Here is an 18,507-nt window from a genome sequence, read left to right as displayed (position 1 = left end):
TCCCCGATCCTGCCACGTGCCACTGACAGTGGGATCCACGCTCGCCGGTGGCCCCTGTTCGCCGTCGTGCGGTGCGGGCACGTCGTGGCTGGTCGCGTCGTTCCCCGCGCCCCTTGAGGACGTCACCGGGCCCGGCGCCACAGGAGCCGTCCCGCCGCCGCGGACGCCGCTTCCCGCCGTCGTACCGCGCGGGTACGGCGGGGCCGGGCGCGCGGTTCCCCGCGCCCCTTCAGGGCCTCGGCCGGGGCCGGCGTCGCAAGGGGCGGCGACCGGGCTCCGGCGGTGTCAGCGGCGCATGCGAGGATCGGAGACGTACCTCACACGTGCATGCGAAGGAGCGCGCGATGGCCACCAAGCCGCCCAAGAGTGACCCGGTCCAGGACGCGCCGCGGGTCACCGAGCCGAAGCACGCGGCGGCGGGCGTCCCCGCCATCGGCCACACCCTGCGCATCGCCCAGCGGCAGATGGGCGTGAAGCGCACCGCCCTGACCCTGCTGAGTGTCAACCAGAAGAACGGCTTCGACTGCCCCGGCTGCGCCTGGCCCGAGCCGGAGCACCGGCACACCGCGGAGTTCTGCGAGAACGGCGCGAAGGCGGTGGCCGAGGAGGCCACCCTGCGCCGGGTCACGCCGGAGTTCTTCGCCGCGCACCCCGTCGCCGACCTCGCCGGCCGCAGCGGGTACTGGCTCGGCCAGCAGGGCCGGCTCACCCACCCCGTGTACCTCCCGGAGGGCGGCACGCACTACGAGCCGGTCACCTGGGAGCGCGCCTTCGACATCGTCGCCGAGGAGATCGGCGCCCTCTCCTCCCCCGACGAAGCCGTCTTCTACACCTCGGGACGCACCAGCAACGAGGCCGCCTTCCTCTACCAGCTCTTCGCGCGCGAGCTGGGCACCAACAACCTCCCCGACTGCTCCAACATGTGCCACGAGTCGTCCGGCTCGGCGCTGAGCGAGACCATCGGCATCGGCAAGGGCAGCGTCCTGCTGGAGGATCTGTACAAGGCCGACCTGATCGTCGTCGCCGGGCAGAACCCGGGGACGAACCACCCGCGCATGCTCTCCGCCCTGGAGAAGGCCAAGGCCAACGGCGCGAAGATCATCAGCGTCAATCCGCTGCCCGAGGCCGGTCTGGAGCGGTTCAAGAACCCGCAGACACCGAAGGGGCTCGCGGCCGGCGCCGCGCTCACCGACCTGTTCCTGCAGATCCGCATCGGCGGCGACCAGGCCCTGTTCCGGCTCCTCAACAAGCTGATCCTCGACACGGAAGGTGCCGTCGACGAGCAGTTCGTCCGCGAGCACACCCACGGCTACGAGGAGTTCGCCGAGGCCGCCCGCGCCGCCGACTGGGACGAGACGCTGGCCGCCACCGGTCTCACCCGCGCGGAGATCGAGAAGGCCCTGGAGATGGTCCTCGCCTCACGGCGGACGATCGTGTGCTGGGCGATGGGACTCACCCAGCACAAGCACTCGGTGCCCACCATCCGCGAGGTCGTCAACTTCCTCCTGCTGCGCGGCGACATCGGCCGCGAGGGCGCCGGCGTCTGCCCGGTGCGCGGCCACTCCAACGTGCAGGGCGACCGCACGATGGGCATCTTCGAGCGCCCCGCGCCCGCCTTCCTGGACGCCCTGGAGAGGGAGTTCGGCTTCGCCCCGCCGCGCGCGCACGGCTACGACGTCGTCCGGGCCATCCGCGCCCTGCGCGACGGCGAGGCCAGGGTCTTCTTCGCCATGGGCGGCAACTTCGTCTCCGCCTCCCCCGACACCGAGGTCACCGAGGCGGCCATGCGCCGCGCCCGCCTCACCGTGCACGTCTCGACGAAGCTGAACCGCAGTCACGCGGTCACCGGCGCCCGCGCCCTGATCCTGCCGACCCTCGGCCGCACCGAACGCGACCTCCAGGGCAGCGGCGAGCAGTTCGTCACCGTCGAGGACTCCATGGGCATGGTGCACGCCTCGCGCGGACGCCTGGAGCCCGCGAGCCGGCACCTGCTCTCCGAACCGGCCATCGTGTGCCGGCTGGCCCGCCGCGTGCTGGGCGAGAACAGCGCCACGCCCTGGGAGGAGTTCGAGAAGGACTACGCCGCGATCCGCGACCGCATCGCCCGCGTGATCCCCGGCTTCGAGGACTTCAACGCGCGCGTGGCCCGCCCCGGCGGCTTCGCCCTGCCCCACGCCCCGCGCGACGAGCGGCGCTTCCCCACCGCCACCGGCAAGGCCAACTTCACCGCCGCCCCGGTGGAGTTCCCCGAGCTGCCCGAGGGCCGCCTGCTGCTCCAGACGCTGCGCTCGCACGACCAGTACAACACCACGATCTACGGCCTCGACGACCGCTACCGGGGCATCAGGAACGGCCGCCGGGTCGTCCTGGTCAACCCCGACGACGCCCGTGAACTGGGCGTCGCGGACGGCTCCTACGTCGACCTGGTCGGCGAGTGGAAGGACGGCGTGGAGCGCCGGGCGCCCGGCTTCCGCGTCGTGCACTACCCGACGGCCCGGGGCTGCGCGGCGGCGTACTACCCCGAGACCAACGTCCTGGTGCCGCTGGACGCCACCGCGGACACCAGCAACACCCCGGCCAGCAAGTCCGTCGTCGTCCGTCTGGAACAATCGCCCAGCGCCTGAGCGTTTGCTCAGCCGACGCGCAGCCACCGAAGGACGAGGACGGAGCCGGGCCGATGGGCGAGCAGCAGCACGTGAAGTTCCCGCAGGAGGTCATCGACGAGTACGCCGCGCTCGGCGTCGACCTGCCCGCCCTGTTCTCCGCGGGGCACCTCGGGACCCGGATGGGCGTCCAGATCCTGGAGGCGTCGGCGGAGAAGGTCGTCGGCACCATGCCGGTGGAGGGCAACACCCAGCCGTACGGGCTGCTGCACGGCGGCGCCTCCGCGGTGCTGGCCGAGACGCTGGGCTCGGTCGGCTCGATGCTGCACGGCGGCAGCTCGAAGATCGCCGTCGGCGTCGACCTGAACTGCACCCATCACCGCGGCGCCCGCTCCGGCCTGGTCACCGGCGTGGCCACGCCGCTGCACCGGGGCCGGTCGACGGCGACGTACGAGATCGTGATCAGTGACGAGGAGGGCCGGCGGGTGTGCAGCGCCCGGCTGACCTGTCTGCTGCGCGACGTGAACCCGGGGGACACCGCCCGGGCGGGCGCGACGGGCTGACGCCACGGGCCTTGCCCCCGGTTCCCCGGCGTCCTAGCGTCGGGTCATGGGACGGGGAGGAGCAGCCCCCTGGCCGGAGGCGGCGCCACGCGGCCCGGCGCCACCACGTGCGGCACCACCCGCGACGACGGCACCACCGGCGTCCGTACGGATGCCGGTGCCGACGGCCGCACGGACAGCCGCGACGGTCACGTCGGCAGCCGTGGCAGCCGTGTTCGCCGTAGCAGCCGTGTCGACGGCCGTGACCGTCACGTCGGCAGCCGCCCCGGCGACCGCCGCCACCCGGCCGCGGCGCGGTGGCGGCACGGCCGAGGCCCCGTGGGCCCGGTGAGCGGCACCGGCCCCGTCGAGCCCGGCGAAGGCACCGAGGTCCGGCACGCCCGGGAGGCCGCCGGTCCCCTCCGGGCCCTCACCAGCCGCTACCACCGCCGCCACCGCCGTACCGCCCTCGTCACCGCCGCCGCCCTCTGCGCGCTGACGGCCGGCGGCTACCTGTACGCGAGCCGGCCGCAGCCGCGCCCCGCTCCCCCGCCGTCCTACCCCTCCCAGGTGGTCCACCTCGCCTACCTGGCCCCGGTCACGCCCACCGGCACCGCCCCGACCAGCGCCTTCGGCTTCACGGTGGCCCTGACCGTACGGTCCGGACCGTCCGTCACCGTGACGCGGGTGACGCAGGCCAACGCCGGTCTTTCGGTGTCGTCGTCCCCCCGTGCGCCTTTCCGCATAAAGCCGCATTCCACCCGCAAGATCACCGTCACCTTCCGCGTGACGGAATGCGCGAAAGTCCCTCGGAATGCCGGATTCCCTTTCCTGGATGTAACACTGCGTAATGTGCGCGCAATAGAAACCCACAGTTTCATCCTGGGACCGCGCTATGCCCGACACCTCTCCGAGGCCCTTCAGGATGCCTGCGGCAACGTTTCCCCGTAATCAGCAAAACGCCCCAGACGCCTGTTCACGCCTCGCCGCTCCTGCGGGTTCTCACCATGCGGACAGGGCGAATCAGCCGGAATTCCACCGTTCTTCCCAGCCAATACCGCTCTGTATTACGCGGTGTCATAACAAGAGAGTCACAGCCTCCGTCAGACTCTCCTCCACGTTCCCCACACACGCTTAGAGTCACGGCCAGTCACCGCGCCATCCGAACGTCATTTCGGCCCAGCGCTCGACTCGGCCGTCTCCACGGGGACGCGGCCGTGCCAGGGAAAGGACTGACCGTGCGTCAACGTTCGCTCATCGCCATCACCGCCGCTCTGGCGGCGGGAGCACTCACCCTCACCGCCTGCGGCTCGCGTGACGACGACGGCGGCTCGGACTCCGGCGGCGACGGCACCACCGTCGTCATCGGCGTCGACGCCCCGCTGACCGGCGACCTGTCCGCGCTGGGCCTGGGCATCAAGAACTCCGTGGACCTCGCCGTCAAGACGGCCAACAAGGAGAAGTACGTCGAAGGCGTCACCTTCGAGATCGAGGCCACCGACGACCAGGGCCAGCCCTCCGTCGGCCAGCAGAACGCCTCCAAGTTCGTCGCCAACAAGGACGTCCTCGGCGTCGTCGGCCCCCTGAACTCCTCCGTCGGCGAGTCGATGCAGAAGGTCTTCGACACCGCCAACCTCGTCGAGGTCTCCCCGGCCAACACCGGCCCCTCCCTCACCCAGGGCCCGGACTGGCGCACCAAGAAGGTCCGCCCGTACAAGTCGTACTTCCGCACCGCGACCACCGACGCCATCCAGGGCCCGTTCGCCGCGCAGTACGTCTACAACGACGCCAAGAAGAAGAAGGTCTTCGTCATCGACGACAAGAAGACCTACGGCGCCGGACTCGCCGCCACCTTCACCGAAGAGTTCAAGAAGCTCGGCGGCAAGGTCGTCGGCACGGAACACATCAACCCGGACACCAAGGACTTCTCCTCGGTCGCCACCAAGGTCAAGAACTCCGGCGCCGACGTCGTCTACTACGGCGGCGAATACCCGCAGGCCGGCCCGCTGAGCAAGCAGATCAAGGAAGCCGGCGCCAAGATTCCGCTGGTCGGCGGCGACGGCATCAAGGACGACACCTTCATCAAGCTCGCCGGCGCCGGCAGTGAGGGCGACCTCGCCACCTCCGTGGGCGCCCCCGTGGAAACCCTCGATTCCGCCAAGAAGTTCGTCGCCGACTACGAGGCGGAGGGCTACAAGGAGGACTACGCGGCCTACGGCGGCTACTCCTACGACTCCGGCTGGGCCATCATCGAGGCCGTCAAGAAGGTCGTCGAGGACAACGGCGGCGAACTCCCCGACGACGCCCGCGCCAAGGTCACCGAGGCCATGCAGAACGTGTCCTTCGACGGAGTGACCGGCAAGGTCTCCTTCGACGAGTTCGGTGACGCCACCAACAAGCAGCTCACCGTGTACTCCGTCGAGAACGGAGCCTTCGACGACGTCAAGTCCGGTACCTACACCGGCTGACCCACCCGCACCTGCACCGAGCCGCGCGGGGCGCTGTTCCACAGGCGCCCCGCGCGCTCACGCATCCGGCCAACATCCGTCGAAACATCCGAACGTCTCGGAGGACATGCGGTGAACGAACTGCCGCAGCAGCTGGTCAACGGCCTGCTACTGGGATCCATGTACGGGCTGGTCGCCATCGGCTACACCATGGTCTACGGCATCGTCCAGCTCATCAATTTCGCCCACGGCGAGATCTTCATGACCGGCGCCTTCGGCGCCCTCACGGTCTACGTCTACATCCTGCCCGACGGCACCTCCATGTGGATCGCCCTGCCGCTGATGCTGATCGGCGCCATGATCGTCGCCGTCACGGTCGCCGTAGGAGCGGAACGCTTCGCCTACCGCCCCCTGCGCGGAGCCCCCCGCCTCGCCCCCCTCATCACCGCCATCGGCCTCTCCCTCGCCCTCCAGCAGGCGGTCTGGGCCTGGTACCCCGACGCCAAGTCCGCCCGCACCTTCCCCCAGATCGACGGCGGCCCCTTCCACATCGGCGACGTCACCATCCAGACCGGCGACATCTTCCTGCTGATCGCCGCCCCCGTCAGCATGGCCCTCCTCGCCTACTTCGTGATGCGCACCCGCACCGGACGCGGCATGCAGGCCACCGCCCAGGACCCGGACACCGCCAAGCTGATGGGCGTCAACACCGACCGCATCATCGTCATAGCCTTCGCCCTCGGCGCCCTCTTCGCCGCCGTCGGAGCCGTCGCCAACGGCCTCAAGTACGGCCAGATCGACTTCCGCATGGGCTTCATCCTCGGCCTCAAGGCCTTCACCGCCGCCGTCCTCGGCGGCATCGGCAACATCTACGGCGCCATGATCGGCGGCATCGTCCTCGGCGTCGCCGAAACCCTCGCCGCCGCCTACATCGCCGACATCCCCGGCCTGGAACAGTTCGGCAGCCAGTCCTGGGCCGACGTCTGGGCCTTCATCCTCCTCATCCTCGTGCTGCTGCTCAGGCCACAGGGCCTGCTCGGCGAACGCGTTGCGGACAGGGCGTGACACCGATGACCACACAGACCACCACCCCGAAGACCCCGGACGCCCCCGCCCCAGGCGCCCCCACCGGCCTCATCGGCATCCCCCCGCACCTCGGACGCGCCCTCGCCACCGGCGGCGGCCTCCTCACCGTCGCCTCCACCTTCCTGGCCTGGACCTGGACCGACGCCTTCCCCGGCGACCTCACCGTCTACGGCTACCCCGGCGGCCTCCAGATCCTCGTCCTCGTCGCCGGCGCCCTCACCGCCCTCCTCGGCACCGCCTCCTACGGCGTCAAGGGCCTGCGATGGCTCACCCCCGCCGGCGCCGACGCGGCCGTCAAGTTCGCCGCCCTCGCCGCGTTCGCCACCACCTGGTACACCGTCATCGCCATCAGCGCCCAGCTCGGCGGCGTCGTCAACCTCGAACCCGGCGGCTACGTCGCCGCCGCCGTCACCCTCGCCGCCTTCCTCGGCGCCCTCGCCCTCCCCTTCGAACGACCCGCCCCCGACCCCGTCGACCCCGACGACACCGGCTGGGAACAGTTCCGGCACCGCACCTCGCAGAGCTGGGGGACCGTCAGGGCCGCCTTCGCCGGCGGCACCCCCCGCCCCGCACCCGCCCTGCCCTCCTACGCCGAGATCCTCATCATCGTCGCCGTCCTCGCCGTCGCCCTCACCGTCTTCACCTACGGCATCGGCACCGAGTACGACGAACTCTTCGTCGGCTTCCTCATCACCGCCGGCTTCGGCTTCAGCGCCCTGCACCGCACCGGCCTGATCGCCCAGATCTCCCAGATCACCGCCCGGCACCAGAACATCACCGTCTTCGGCGCCTTCATCGCCGCCGCCCTCTTCCCCTTCACCCAGACCGACGACCAGTACGCCACCATCGGCGTCTACATCCTCATCTTCGCCACCGTCGCCCTCGGCCTGAACATCGTCGTCGGCCTCGCCGGACTCCTCGACCTCGGCTACGTCGCCTTCCTCGGCGTCGGCGCCTACGCCGCCTCCCTCGTCTCCGGCTCCCCCACCAGCCCCATCGACGTCCACTTCCCCTTCTGGGCCGCCGTCCTCGTCGGCGCCGCCGCCTCCCTGATCTTCGGCGTCCTCATCGGCGCCCCCACCCTGCGGCTGCGCGGCGACTACCTCGCCATCGTCACCCTCGGCTTCGGCGAGATCTTCCGCATCACCGCCAACAACCTCGACGGCACCTCGGGACCCGACGTCACCAACGGCGCCAACGGCATCGCCGGCATCCCCGACCTCAAGATCCTCGGCTGGGACCTCGGCGCCCAGCACGACATCGCCGGCTTCACCATCGGACGCTTCGCCAACTACTTCTTCCTGATGCTGCTCATCACGGCCGTCGTCGTCCTCGTCTTCCGGCGCAGCGGCGACTCCCGCATCGGCCGCGCCTGGGTCGCCATCCGCGAGGACGAGACCGCCGCCCTCGCCATGGGCATCAACGGCTTCCGCGTCAAACTCATCGCCTTCGCCGTCGGCGCCTCCCTCGCCGGCCTCGCCGGCACCGTCCAGGCCCACGTCACCTACACCGTCACCCCCGAGCAGTACCTCTTCGCCGGCACCACACCGCCCAACTCCGCCTTCCTGCTGGCCGCCGTCGTCCTCGGCGGCATGGGCACCATCGGCGGCCCCCTCCTCGGCGCCGCACTGCTCTTCCTCATCCCGAACAAGCTCCAGTTCCTCGGCGACTACCAGCTCTTCGCCTTCGGACTCGCGCTCGTCCTGCTGATGCGCTTCCGCCCCGAGGGACTCATCCCCAACCGCCGCCGGCAGCTCGAATTCCACGAAGAGGCCGAAGCGCCCGCGGCCCTCGGCAAGACAGGGGCCTGACCACCATGACCACCACCGACACCATGCCCAAGGACACCGCCGCCCCCGGCCGGACCGTCCTCGACGCCCGCGGCGTCACCATGCGCTTCGGCGGCCTCACCGCCGTACGCGGCGTCGACCTCACCGTCCGCAGCGGCGAGATCGTCGGCCTCATCGGCCCCAACGGCGCCGGCAAGACCACCTTCTTCAACTGCCTCACCGGCCTCTACATCCCCACCGAGGGCGAAGTCCGCTACAAGGACAAGGTCCTGCCGCCGAAATCCTTCAAGGTCACCGCCGCAGGCATCGCCCGCACCTTCCAGAACATCCGCCTCTTCGCCAACATGACCGTCCTGGAGAACGTCCTCGTCGGCCGCCACACCCGCACCAAGGAAGGCTTCTGGTCCGCCGTCCTGCGCGGCCCCGGCTTCCACAAGGCGGAGGCCGCCTCCCGGGCCCGCGCCACCGAACTCCTGGAGTTCGTCGGCCTCGCCGCCAAGGCCGACCACCTCGCCCGCAACCTCCCCTACGGCGAACAGCGCAAGCTGGAGATCGCCCGCGCACTGGCCAGCGAACCGGGCCTGCTGCTCCTGGACGAGCCGACCGCCGGCATGAACCCCCAGGAGACCCGCGCCACCGAGGAACTCGTCTTCGCCATCCGCGACCAGGGCATCGCCGTCCTCGTCATCGAGCACGACATGCGGTTCATCTTCAACCTCTGCGACCGCGTCGCCGTCCTCGTCCAGGGCGAGAAACTCATCGAGGGCGACAGCGCCACCGTCCAGGGCGACGAACGCGTCATCGCCGCCTACCTCGGCGAACCCCTGGAGAACGACCCCGGCGCGGCCGAAGCGGCCGAGGTGGAGGCCGCCGAGGCCCACGCCCCCAAGGAGAACGACCGATGACCGCACTCCTGGAGGTCGAGGACCTCCGCGTCGCCTACGGCAAGATCGAAGCCGTCAAGGGCATCTCCTTCACCGTCGACGCCGGCGAGGTCGTCACCCTCATCGGCACCAACGGCGCCGGTAAGACCACCACCCTGCGCACCCTCTCCGGCCTGCTCAAACCGGTCGGCGGCCAGATCCGCTTCAACGGCAGGTCACTGAAGAAGGTCCCCGCCCACCAGATCGTCTCCCTCGGACTCGCCCACTCCCCCGAGGGCCGGCACATCTTCCCCCGCATGACCATCGAGGACAACCTGCGCCTCGGCGCGTTCCTGCGGAGCGACAGGACGGGCATCGAGAAGGACATCCAGCGCGCCTATGGCCTCTTCCCCATCCTGGGCGAACGCCGCAAGCAGGCCGCGGGCACCCTCTCCGGCGGCGAACAGCAGATGCTCGCCATGGGCCGGGCCCTGATGTCCCAGCCGAAACTGCTCATGCTCGACGAGCCCTCCATGGGCCTCTCCCCGATCATGATGCAGAAGATCATGGCGACCATCGCCGAGCTGAAGTCCCAGGGGACGACCATCCTGCTCGTCGAGCAGAACGCCCAGGCGGCGCTGTCCCTCGCGGACCAGGGGCACGTCATGGAGGTCGGCAGCATCGTCCTGTCCGGCACCGGGCAGGACCTCCTGCACGACGAGTCGGTCCGCAAGGCGTACCTCGGCGAGGACTGACCCCGCGGTACGGCTGAGGCCCGCGTCCCCGGCCGGGGACGCGGGCCTCAGCCGTACGCGCGCGAACGCTCAGCCCTTGTCCTTGGGCGCCTTCTTCTCCGCGGCGTCGTCGATGACCGCCTGGGCCACCTGCTGCATCGACATCCGCCGGTCCATCGACGTCTTCTGGATCCACCGGAACGCGGCCGGCTCGGTCAGCCCGTACTCCGTCTGCAGCACCGACTTCGCGCGGTCCACCAGCTTGCGCGTCTCCAGCCGCTGGGAGAGGTCCGCGACCTCCTTCTCCAGCTCCTTCAGCTCCGTGAACCGCGAGACGGCCATCTCGATCGCCGGAACGACGTCGCTCTTGGAGAACGGCTTCACCAGGTACGCCATCGCACCCGCGTCCCGCGCCCGCTCCACCAGGTCGCGCTGCGAGAACGCGGTCAGCATCAGCACCGGGGCGATGCTCTCGCCGGCGATCTTCTCGGCCGCGGAGATGCCGTCCAGCTTGGGCATCTTCACGTCCAGGATCACCAGGTCGGGGCGGTGCTCACGGGCCAGCTCGACGGCCTGCTCACCGTCGCCGGCCTCGCCGACGACGGAGTACCCCTCTTCCTCCAGCATCTCTTTGAGATCCAGCCGGATGAGCGCCTCGTCCTCGGCGATGACGACACGGGTCGTCAGCGGAGGCACGTGCGACTTGTCGTCATCGGTCACGTCGGCGGGCTGGGGCGACTCGGGGGCGGTCACGTGGGCTCCTCGTTCGGGGCAGGGGTACTGCTGACAAGAGCCTACCTAGCTACGGTAAGGTGGACGCGCTCAGGGTCGATGGAACCTTCGATCCTACGAGCCCCGGTAGCCCAATTGGCAGCAGGCAATGGATTCAAAACCCATACAGTGTCGGTTCGAGTCCGACCCGGGGCACTTTTCCTTCAATTCGAAGGGCGCCATCGATAAGCGGATGTCCACGTTCTCGTGAACATCCGCTTTTTGCTGCGTGTCGAGGTGCCACCGCCTCCACAGTGACCCCATGTACGACGTCAGCACACGCAAGCGAGCGCTCGCGCTCGTGGCACAGGGCCGCAGCCTGAATTCGGTGAGCAGGGAGACGGGCATCTCCCGGGCCGCGATCCGCGCCTGGCTCGACCGCTTGGAGCCGCTCCCTCGCATGGCTACGCCGGACCCCGGACCGCCCGCGTGCGAGCGGTCGTACGCCTATCTGCTGGGGCTGTACCTGGGGGACGGCTGCATCAGCCCCCACCCCCGTGGCAGTGGCTTCTACCTGCGGATCGCCTGCGCGGACGCGTGGCCCGGACTCATCCGGCGGTGCCGGGAAGCGATCACACTGGTACGCCCGGGGCTGGGTGTGTACGCGCTGCAGAAAGAGGGCTACGTCATGGTGACCAGCTACTCGCGCCACTGGCCCCGCCTCTTTCCCCAGCACGGTCCCGGGAAGAAGCACGAACGCGGCATCGCACTCGACCCCTGGCAGCAGACCATCGTCGACGCCCACCCTTGGGAACTCGTCCGCGGGCTCGTCCACTCCGACGGCTGCCGGATCACCAACTGGACCACCCGGCTCGTCGGCGGGGAGTGGAAGCGGTACGAGTACCCGCGGTACTTCTTCACCAACGTGTCGGACGACATCCGCCGCCTCTACACCGACACCCTCGACGGACTCGGTGTCGCGTGGACCCACTGCACTCGTCACGGAAACCCGTACAACATCTCCGTGGCCCGCAGAGCCTCCGTGGCTCTGATGGACGCTCATGTGGGTCCGAAGTACTGACCGGTCCTCAGAAGTGACTAGTCCTCGCCGATGCGGTGCACCCGCACCATGTTGGTCGTGCCCGACACCCCCGGCGGCGAGCCCGCCGTGATGATCACTACGTCGCCCTTCTGGCAGCGGCCGTACTGGAGGAGCAGTTCGTCCACCTGGGCGACCATCGCGTCCGTGGAGTCGACGTGGGGGCCGAGGAAGGTTTCCACGCCCCAGGTCAGGTTGAGCTGGGAGCGGGTGGACGGTTCGGGGGTGAAGGCGAGGAGGGGGATGGGCGAGCGGTAGCGGGACAGGCGGCGGGCCGTGTCGCCGGACTGGGTGAAGGCGACCAGGAAGCGGGCGCCGAGGAAGTCACCGATCTCGGCCGCCGCGCGGGCGACCGCACCCCCCTGGGTGCGGGGCTTGGTGTGACCGGTGAGCGGGGGCAGACCCCCGGCGAGGAGGCCTTCCTCCGCCGCCTCGACGATGCGGGCCATCGTGCGGACCGCGTCGATCGCGTGCTTGCCGACGCTGGTCTCGCCGGAGAGCATCACCGCGTCCGTGCCGTCGAGGACCGCGTTGGCGACGTCGGAGGCCTCGGCGCGGGTGGGCCGGGCGTTGTCGATCATCGAGTCGAGCATCTGCGTGGCGACGATGACCGGTTTGGCGTTGCGCTTGGCGAGTTTGACAGCGCGTTTCTGGACGATCGGGACCTGTTCCAGCGGCATTTCGACGCCGAGGTCGCCGCGGGCGACCATGATGCCGTCGAAGGCGGCGACGATCCCGTCGAGGTCCTCCACGGCCTGGGGCTTCTCGACCTTGGCGATGACGGGGAGGCGGCGGCCCTCCTCGTCCATGATGCGGTGGACGTCGTGGATGTCGCGTCCGCTGCGGACGAAGGAGAGGGCGATGACGTCGAAGCCGGTGCGCAGCGCCCAGCGCAGGTCGTCCTCGTCCTTCTTGGAGAGGGCGGGGACGGAGACGGCGACGCCGGGGAGGTTGAGGCCCTTGTGGTCGGAGACCATGCCGCCCTCGACGACGCGGGTGCGGACGCGGGGGCCGTCGACGGCGGTGACTTCGAGGCAGACCTTGCCGTCGTCGACGAGGACGCGTTCGCCGGGGGTGACGTCGTCGGCGAGGCCCGCGTAGGTGGTGCCGCAGCCGGTGCGGTCGCCCTCGGCGCCGTCCTCGACGGTGATGGTGAAGGAGTCGTCGCGTTCGAGGAGTACGGGGCCTTCGGTGAAGGTGCCCAGGCGGATCTTCGGGCCCTGGAGGTCGGCGAGGAGTCCGACGCTGCGGCCGGTCGCGTCGGACGCCTTGCGGACCCGTCGGTACCGCTCCTCGTGTTCGGCGTGGCCGCCGTGGCTGAGGTTGAAGCGGGCGATGTCCATGCCGGCCTCGACCAGTGCTTCGATCTGGTCGTAGGAGTCGGTGGCGGGTCCCAGAGTGCAGACGATTTTCGCTCGGCGCATGAGGCGAGCCTATGACTTACCGGCGGGTAGAGAATTGGCGGTGCATGACTGCTCAACGACCTTTGAGTGAAGCCCTTTTGACAAGTGGCGAATTGTGCGGCCGGGTGCTCTGATGAGCATTCAGCGGAGTTTTCCCCAGCCTTTTCGGGCGTTTTTTCGATGGTCGCTCACAGGGTCGGCGGCGCTGCGGTCGCGGGCGCCCACGGGGGTGCCGGTCGCGGTCGTACGTCCCGCTCTGTCACCGCTTCGGGCCGTGCGGCCCCCGGTGAGTCACCGGATCGAAACCTGCGGGGGGTGTTGCCGGTCGTGTTGAGCGGCCACAATCTACGCGCGTTGTCCACGTGGGTCGTAGGACCCGTCATCCAGGAGATCAGCATGCCGTTGAACCGCCGGAAGTTTCTGAAGAGGTCCGCCGTGACGGGGGCGGGGGTGGCGCTGGCCGGTGCGGCGGCGGCCCCGGCGGCCGAGGCGGCCCCCGCCGGCCACGGGCACAAGCCGAAGGGCAAGCGGTACTCGCTGACGGTGATGGGGACGACCGACCTGCACGGGCACGTCTTCAACTGGGACTACTTCAAGGACGCGGAGTACACGGACTCGGCGGGCAACGCGCAGGGACTGGCGCGGGTCTCGACGCTGATCGACCAGGTGCGCAAGGAGAAGGGCCGCGGCAATACGCTGCTGCTGGACGCGGGTGACACGATTCAGGGGACTCCGCTGACGTATTACTACGCGAAGGTGGACCCGATCACCGCCGAGGGCGGTCCGGTGCATCCGATGGCTCAGGCGATGAACGCGATCGGTTATGACGCGGTGGCGCTGGGCAATCACGAGTTCAACTACGGTATCGAGACGCTGCGCAAGTTCGAGGAGCAGTGTGATTTTCCGCTGCTGGGTGCGAACGCGGTCGACGCGAAGACGCTGAAGCCCGCTTTTCCCCCGTATTTCATGAAGACGTTCCGGGTGAAGGGCGCGCCGCCGGTGAAGGTGGCGGTGCTGGGGCTGACCAACCCGGGGATCGCGATCTGGGACAAGGCGTACGTGCAGGGAAAGCTGGCGTTCCCCGGCCTTGAGGAGCAGGCGGCGAAGTGGGTGCCCAAGCTGCGGTCGATGGGCGCGGACGTGGTGGTGGTCTCGGCGCACTCGGGGGCCTCGGGGACGTCGTCGTACGGTGACCAGTTGCCGTACGTGGAGAACGCGGCGGCGAATGTGGCCCGGCAGGTGCCGGGGATCGACGCGATCCTGGTCGGGCACGCGCACACGGAGATCGCGGAGCAGCGGGTCGTCAACGAGGAGACCGGCGAGGAGGTCGTGCTGTCGGAGCCGCTGTGCTACGCGGAGCGGCTGACGCTGTTCGACTTCGAGCTGGTGCACGAGAAGGGCCGTTGGCGGGTGGAGTCCGTCAAGGCGTCGCTGCGGGATTCCCGCACGGTGGCGGACGATCCGAAGATCACGCGGTTGCTGAAGGACGAGCACGCGCTGGTGGTGGCGTACGTCAACCAGGTGGTGGGGACGGCGACGGAGACGTTGACGACGGTGGAGGCGCGGTACAAGGACGCGCCGATCATCGATCTGATCACCAAGGTGCAGGAGGACGTGGTCAAGGCGGCGCTGGCGGGGACGGAGTACGCGTCGCTGCTGGTGCTGGCGCAGGCGTCGCCGTTCTCGCGGACGTCGGAGATTCCGGCGGGCGAGGTGACGATCCGGGATCTGTCGAGTCTGTACGTGTACGACAACACGCTGGTGGCGAAGGTGATGACGGGCGCTCAGGTGCGGGCGTACCTGGAGTACTCGGCGGAGTACTACGTCCAGACCGCGGCGGGCGCGGCGGTGGACGTGGAGAAGCTGACGAACGCGGGCGGCCGTCCGGATTACAACTACGACTACGTGTCGGGGCTGGCGTACGAGATCGACGTCGCGCAGCCGGCGGGTTCGCGGATCAAGAACCTGACGTACGGGGGTGCGGCGCTGGACGACGCGCAGCGGTTCGTGCTGGCGGTGAACAACTACCGGGCCAATGGCGGTGGGGCGTTCCCGCATGTGGCGTCGGCCGAGGAGGTGTGGTCGGAGTCGACGGAGATCCGTACGCGGATCGCCGAGTGGGTGACGGCGAAGGGTGTGCTGGACCCGGCCGACTTCGCGTCGGTGGACTGGCGGCTGACGCGGGACGGTACGCCGGTGTTCTGATCCGTTGCCGTGGGTGGCCTCAGATTCCGTCCGTGAGCGGGGTGAGTACTTTCGCCTCGCGTGCGGAGGGGATCTGGGGCCGTTGTCGTTCCAGGCCGAAGGTGGTGAAGGCGGTGCGGCGCGGGAGGGGGTAGGGGTCGGTGCCGGTGAGGGTGTTGAGGATGGTGGCGCTGCGCCAGGCGGCGAGTCCTAGGTCGGGGGCGCCGACGCCGTGGGTGTGGGTCTCGGCGTTCTGTACGTAGACGTGGCAGCCGGCGGTGGTGACGGTGGGGTCGAGGAGGAGGCGGAAGCGTTCGTCGACGCGGGGGCGGTTGGCGTTGTCGCGGCGCAGGTAGGGGTCGAGGCCGGCGAGGAGCTGGTCGAGGGGGCGTTCGCGGTAGCCGGTGGCGAGGACGACGGCGTCGGTGGTGAGGCGGGAGCGGGTTTTCTGTTCGGTGTGTTCGAGGTGGAGTTCGATCTGGGTGGTGGCGATGCGGCCGGCGGTGCGGACGCGGACGCCGGGGGTGAGGACGGCGTCGGGCCAGCCGTCGGTGAGGGAGCGGCGGTAGAGCTCGTCGTGGAGGGCGGCGAGGGTGCCGGCGTCGACGCCTTTGTGGAGGTGCCATTGGGCGGGGACGAGGCGGTCGCGGACGTTCTCGGGCAGGGCGTGGAAGTAGCGGGTGTAGTCGGGGGTGAAGTGTTCGAGGCCGAGTTTGGAGTACTCCATGGGGGTGATGGCCTCGGTGCGGCCGATCCAGTGCAGGCGTTCGCGGCCGGTGGGGCGGTTGCGGAGCAGGTCGAGGAAGATCTCGGCGCCGGACTGGCCGGTGCCGACGACGGTGACGTGGCCGGCGGTGAGCAGGGCGGTGCGGTGGTCGAGGTAGTCGGCGGCGTGCAGGACGGGGACGCCGGGGGCGTCGGCGAGGGGTTTGAGGGGTTCGGGGACGTGGGGTTCGGTGCCGATGCCGACGACGAGGTTCTTGGCGTGGGTGCGGCCGAGGGCGTGGGCCTCTCCGTCGGCGTCGAGGTGGGCGTAGTCGACTTCGAAGCAGCCGTGTTCGGGGTTGAAGCGGACGGCGTCGACCTGGTGGCCGAAGCGGAGGCAGGGGAGGTTCTCGCAGACCCAGCGGCAGTAGGCGTCGTAGGCGGTGCGGTGGATGTGGAAGTGCTCGGAGAAGTAGAAGGGGTAGAGGCGTTCGCGGGTGCGGAGGTAGTTGAGGAAGCTGAAGTGGCTGGTGGGGTCGGCGAGGGTGACGAGGTCGGCGAGGAAGGGGACCTGGAGGCGGGCCTCGTCGATGAGGAGGCCGGGGTGCCAGTGGAAGGCGGGGCGCTGGTCGTAGAAGACGGTGTCGAGGCCGGTCAGGGGGTGGGCGAGGGCGGCGAGGGAGAGGTTGAAGGGGCCGATGCCGATGCCGGCCAGGTCGTGGGGCCGGGTGGTGGTGTTCATCGGGGGGTGTGTCCTTCCACGAGGTCGAGGAGGGCGGTGAGGTCGCCGGGGCCGGCGTGGGGGTTGAGGAGGGTGGCCTTGAGCCACAGCCGTCCGTCGGCGCGGGCGCGGCCGAGGACGGCGCGGCCCTCGGTGAGCAGGGTGCGGCGGACGGCGGCGACGGCGGGGTCGGGGGCGCCGGCGGGGCGGAACAGGACGGTGCTGAGGGGCGGTGGGGCGTAGAGGTCCAGGGCGGGACGGGCGTCGACGAGGCGGGCCAGGTCCTGGGCGCGGGCCTGGACGTGGTCGACGAGGGTGCCGAGGCCGGTGCGGCCGAGGGTCTTGAGGGTGACGGCGATCTTGAGGATGTCGGGGCGGCGGGTGGTGCGCAGGGAGCGGCCGAGGAGGTCGGGGAGGCCGGCGTCGGTGTCGTCGTCGGCGTTGAGGTAGTCGGCGCGTTGGCGCAGGGCGGTGAGGTCGGTGGGGTCGCGGACGGTGAGGAGGCCGGCGGCGATCGGTTGCCAGCCGAGTTTGTGCAGGTCGAGGGCGATGGTGTGGGCGCGGTCGAGGCCGGTGAGCCGGGCTCGGTGGCGGTCGCTGAAGAGGAGGCCGCCTCCGTAGGCGGCGTCGATGTGGAGGCGGGCGCCGTGGCGGGCGCAGATGTCGGCGATGTCCGGGAGGGGGTCGATGAGGCCGGCGTCGGTGGTGCCCGCGGTGGCGGCCACGATGGCGGTGTGGCCGGGGCCGGGGAGCCGGGCGAGGGTGTTGTCGAGGGCGGCGGGGTCGAGGGTGCCCGCGGGGGTGGGTACGGGGACGGGGTCGGGCAGGCCGAGGAGCCAGGCGGCGCGGGGCAGTGAGTGGTGGGCGTTGGCGCCGTGGACGAGGCGGGTCGCCGGTCCCCGGGTTTCGCGGGCGAGGAGCAGGGCGAGGTGGTTGGACTCGGTGGCGCCGGTGGTGACGAGGGCGTCGGCGTGACCGGCCTCCCTGGCCAGCGCGTGGGTGACGAGGGCTTCGAGGGCGGAGGCGGCGGGGGCCTGGTCCCAGGAGTCGAGGGAGGGGTTGAGGACGCTGGCGGCCAGGTCGGCGGCGGCGCTGACGGCGAGCGGCGGGCCGTGCAGGTGGGCGGCGCACAGGGGGTCGGCGGGGTCGGCGGAGCCGGCGGCGAGGGCGGTGACGAGGGTGTGCAGGGCGCGGGGGTCGCCGTGGTCGGGCAGGACGTCGCCGAGGGCGGCACGGGTGCGGGCGGCGACGGCGTCGGGTCCGCCGGCGGGGAGCGGCCCGCCTCGGGCCCGGGTGCCGGTGCGGAGGGCGTCCAGGACGGTGTCGAGCAGGGAGCGGAGGGCGTGGGGGCCGTCGGGGCCCGAGGCGAGGGGTGGGCGCGGGGCGTAGGGGCTGTCGTCGGAACCCGAGGCGAGGGAGCCGTCAGAGCCCGAAGCGGGTGACGGCCCCGGCACGTCGGAACCGCCGAACCCCGCAGCGGGTGACGGCCCCGGCACGTCGGAACCGCCGGACCCCGCAGCGGGCGACGGCCCCGGCACATCCGAACCGCCGAACCCCGGAACAGGCAACGCCCCCGGCACATCGGAACCATCGGGACCATCGGGACCCGCAGCGAACAG

Annotated in this window: 14 protein-coding genes and 1 tRNA gene; 11 read left to right on the top strand and 4 right to left on the bottom strand. The window is 70.4% G+C overall.

Annotated elements, in window-relative coordinates; genetic code table 11:
• The first annotated feature begins 344 nt into the window (after positions 1-344).
• The 8 genes from ACZ3IG_RS04925 (at position 345) to ACZ3IG_RS04890 (ending at position 10,086) form a co-directional block, all read left to right on the top strand.
• Positions 345-2,624, top strand: a complete 2,280-nt coding sequence (locus ACZ3IG_RS04925) for an FdhF/YdeP family oxidoreductase (protein WP_467429013.1) — start codon at positions 345-347, stop codon at positions 2,622-2,624.
• A 53-nt stretch (positions 2,625-2,677) separates the two neighbouring features.
• Positions 2,678-3,166 carry a hotdog fold thioesterase gene (locus ACZ3IG_RS04920; protein WP_467429011.1) on the top strand — a complete coding sequence of 163 codons (489 nt, stop codon included), beginning with the start codon at positions 2,678-2,680 and terminating at the stop codon, positions 3,164-3,166.
• Between the two features lie 327 nt (positions 3,167-3,493).
• Positions 3,494-4,096: a Tat pathway signal sequence domain protein gene (locus ACZ3IG_RS04915; RefSeq protein WP_467429009.1), complete on the top strand. Its 603-nt coding sequence runs from the start codon at positions 3,494-3,496 to the stop codon at positions 4,094-4,096.
• A gap of 287 nt (positions 4,097-4,383) precedes the next feature.
• Positions 4,384-5,613 carry a branched-chain amino acid ABC transporter substrate-binding protein gene (locus tag ACZ3IG_RS04910; protein WP_467429008.1) on the top strand — a complete coding sequence of 410 codons (1,230 nt, stop codon included), beginning with the start codon at positions 4,384-4,386 and terminating at the stop codon, positions 5,611-5,613.
• Positions 5,614-5,724: 111 nt separating this feature from the next.
• Complete coding sequence (locus ACZ3IG_RS04905) at positions 5,725-6,657, top strand: branched-chain amino acid ABC transporter permease (protein ID WP_467429006.1); 933 nt, start codon at positions 5,725-5,727, stop codon at positions 6,655-6,657.
• 5 nt (positions 6,658-6,662) lie between these two features.
• Positions 6,663-8,489 carry a branched-chain amino acid ABC transporter permease gene (locus ACZ3IG_RS04900; protein WP_467429004.1) on the top strand — a complete coding sequence of 609 codons (1,827 nt, stop codon included), beginning with the start codon at positions 6,663-6,665 and terminating at the stop codon, positions 8,487-8,489.
• A gap of 5 nt (positions 8,490-8,494) precedes the next feature.
• Positions 8,495-9,373 (top strand): ABC transporter ATP-binding protein, encoded by an 879-nt coding sequence (locus ACZ3IG_RS04895; protein WP_467429002.1) that lies wholly within the window; start codon positions 8,495-8,497, stop codon positions 9,371-9,373.
• Entirely contained in the window at positions 9,370-10,086 is a 717-nt protein-coding gene (locus ACZ3IG_RS04890; RefSeq protein ID WP_467429000.1) for an ABC transporter ATP-binding protein, read from the top strand. Before ACZ3IG_RS04895 ends, ACZ3IG_RS04890 begins: the two co-directional genes overlap by 4 nt.
• A 69-nt stretch (positions 10,087-10,155) precedes the next feature.
• On the opposite strand, the gene ACZ3IG_RS04885 is transcribed toward ACZ3IG_RS04890, so the two are convergent.
• The gene (locus tag ACZ3IG_RS04885; protein ID WP_403536180.1) at positions 10,156-10,818 is read right to left on the bottom strand and encodes an ANTAR domain-containing response regulator; all 663 of its coding nucleotides are present in this window, start codon (positions 10,816-10,818) and stop codon (positions 10,156-10,158) included.
• A 99-nt stretch (positions 10,819-10,917) separates the two neighbouring features.
• Here ACZ3IG_RS04885 and ACZ3IG_RS04880 point away from each other — a divergent pair.
• Positions 10,918-10,992 (top strand) — tRNA-Leu (locus tag ACZ3IG_RS04880).
• 106 nt (positions 10,993-11,098) lie between these two features.
• Positions 11,099-11,857 carry a helix-turn-helix domain-containing protein gene (locus ACZ3IG_RS04875; RefSeq protein WP_467428997.1) on the top strand — a complete coding sequence of 253 codons (759 nt, stop codon included), beginning with the start codon at positions 11,099-11,101 and terminating at the stop codon, positions 11,855-11,857.
• A 17-nt stretch (positions 11,858-11,874) separates the two neighbouring features.
• Here ACZ3IG_RS04875 and pyk read toward each other — a convergent pair whose 3' ends face one another.
• Positions 11,875-13,299: a pyruvate kinase gene (gene pyk, locus ACZ3IG_RS04870; RefSeq protein ID WP_467428995.1), complete on the bottom strand. Its 1,425-nt coding sequence runs from the start codon at positions 13,297-13,299 to the stop codon at positions 11,875-11,877.
• A 375-nt stretch (positions 13,300-13,674) separates the two neighbouring features.
• On the opposite strand from pyk, the gene ACZ3IG_RS04865 reads away from it, so the two are divergent.
• Entirely contained in the window at positions 13,675-15,483 is a 1,809-nt protein-coding gene (locus ACZ3IG_RS04865) for a bifunctional metallophosphatase/5'-nucleotidase (protein WP_467428992.1), read from the top strand.
• A gap of 19 nt (positions 15,484-15,502) precedes the next feature.
• Here the strand turns inward: ACZ3IG_RS04865 and ACZ3IG_RS04860 are convergent, their stop codons facing one another.
• Positions 15,503-16,909, bottom strand: coding sequence for a lysine N(6)-hydroxylase/L-ornithine N(5)-oxygenase family protein (locus tag ACZ3IG_RS04860; protein ID WP_467428991.1), 1,407 nt, complete (start codon positions 16,907-16,909; stop codon positions 15,503-15,505).
• Entirely contained in the window at positions 16,906-18,219 is a 1,314-nt protein-coding gene (locus tag ACZ3IG_RS04855) for a pyridoxal phosphate-dependent decarboxylase family protein (RefSeq protein ID WP_467429207.1), read from the bottom strand. The genes ACZ3IG_RS04860 and ACZ3IG_RS04855 overlap by 4 nt, the downstream gene beginning before the upstream one ends.
• Positions 18,220-18,507 lie beyond the last annotated feature (288 nt).

The sequence above is a fragment of the Streptomyces sp. NPDC016677 genome (assembly GCF_055562815.1).
This window is presented reverse-complemented; position numbering and strand designations above follow the sequence as displayed.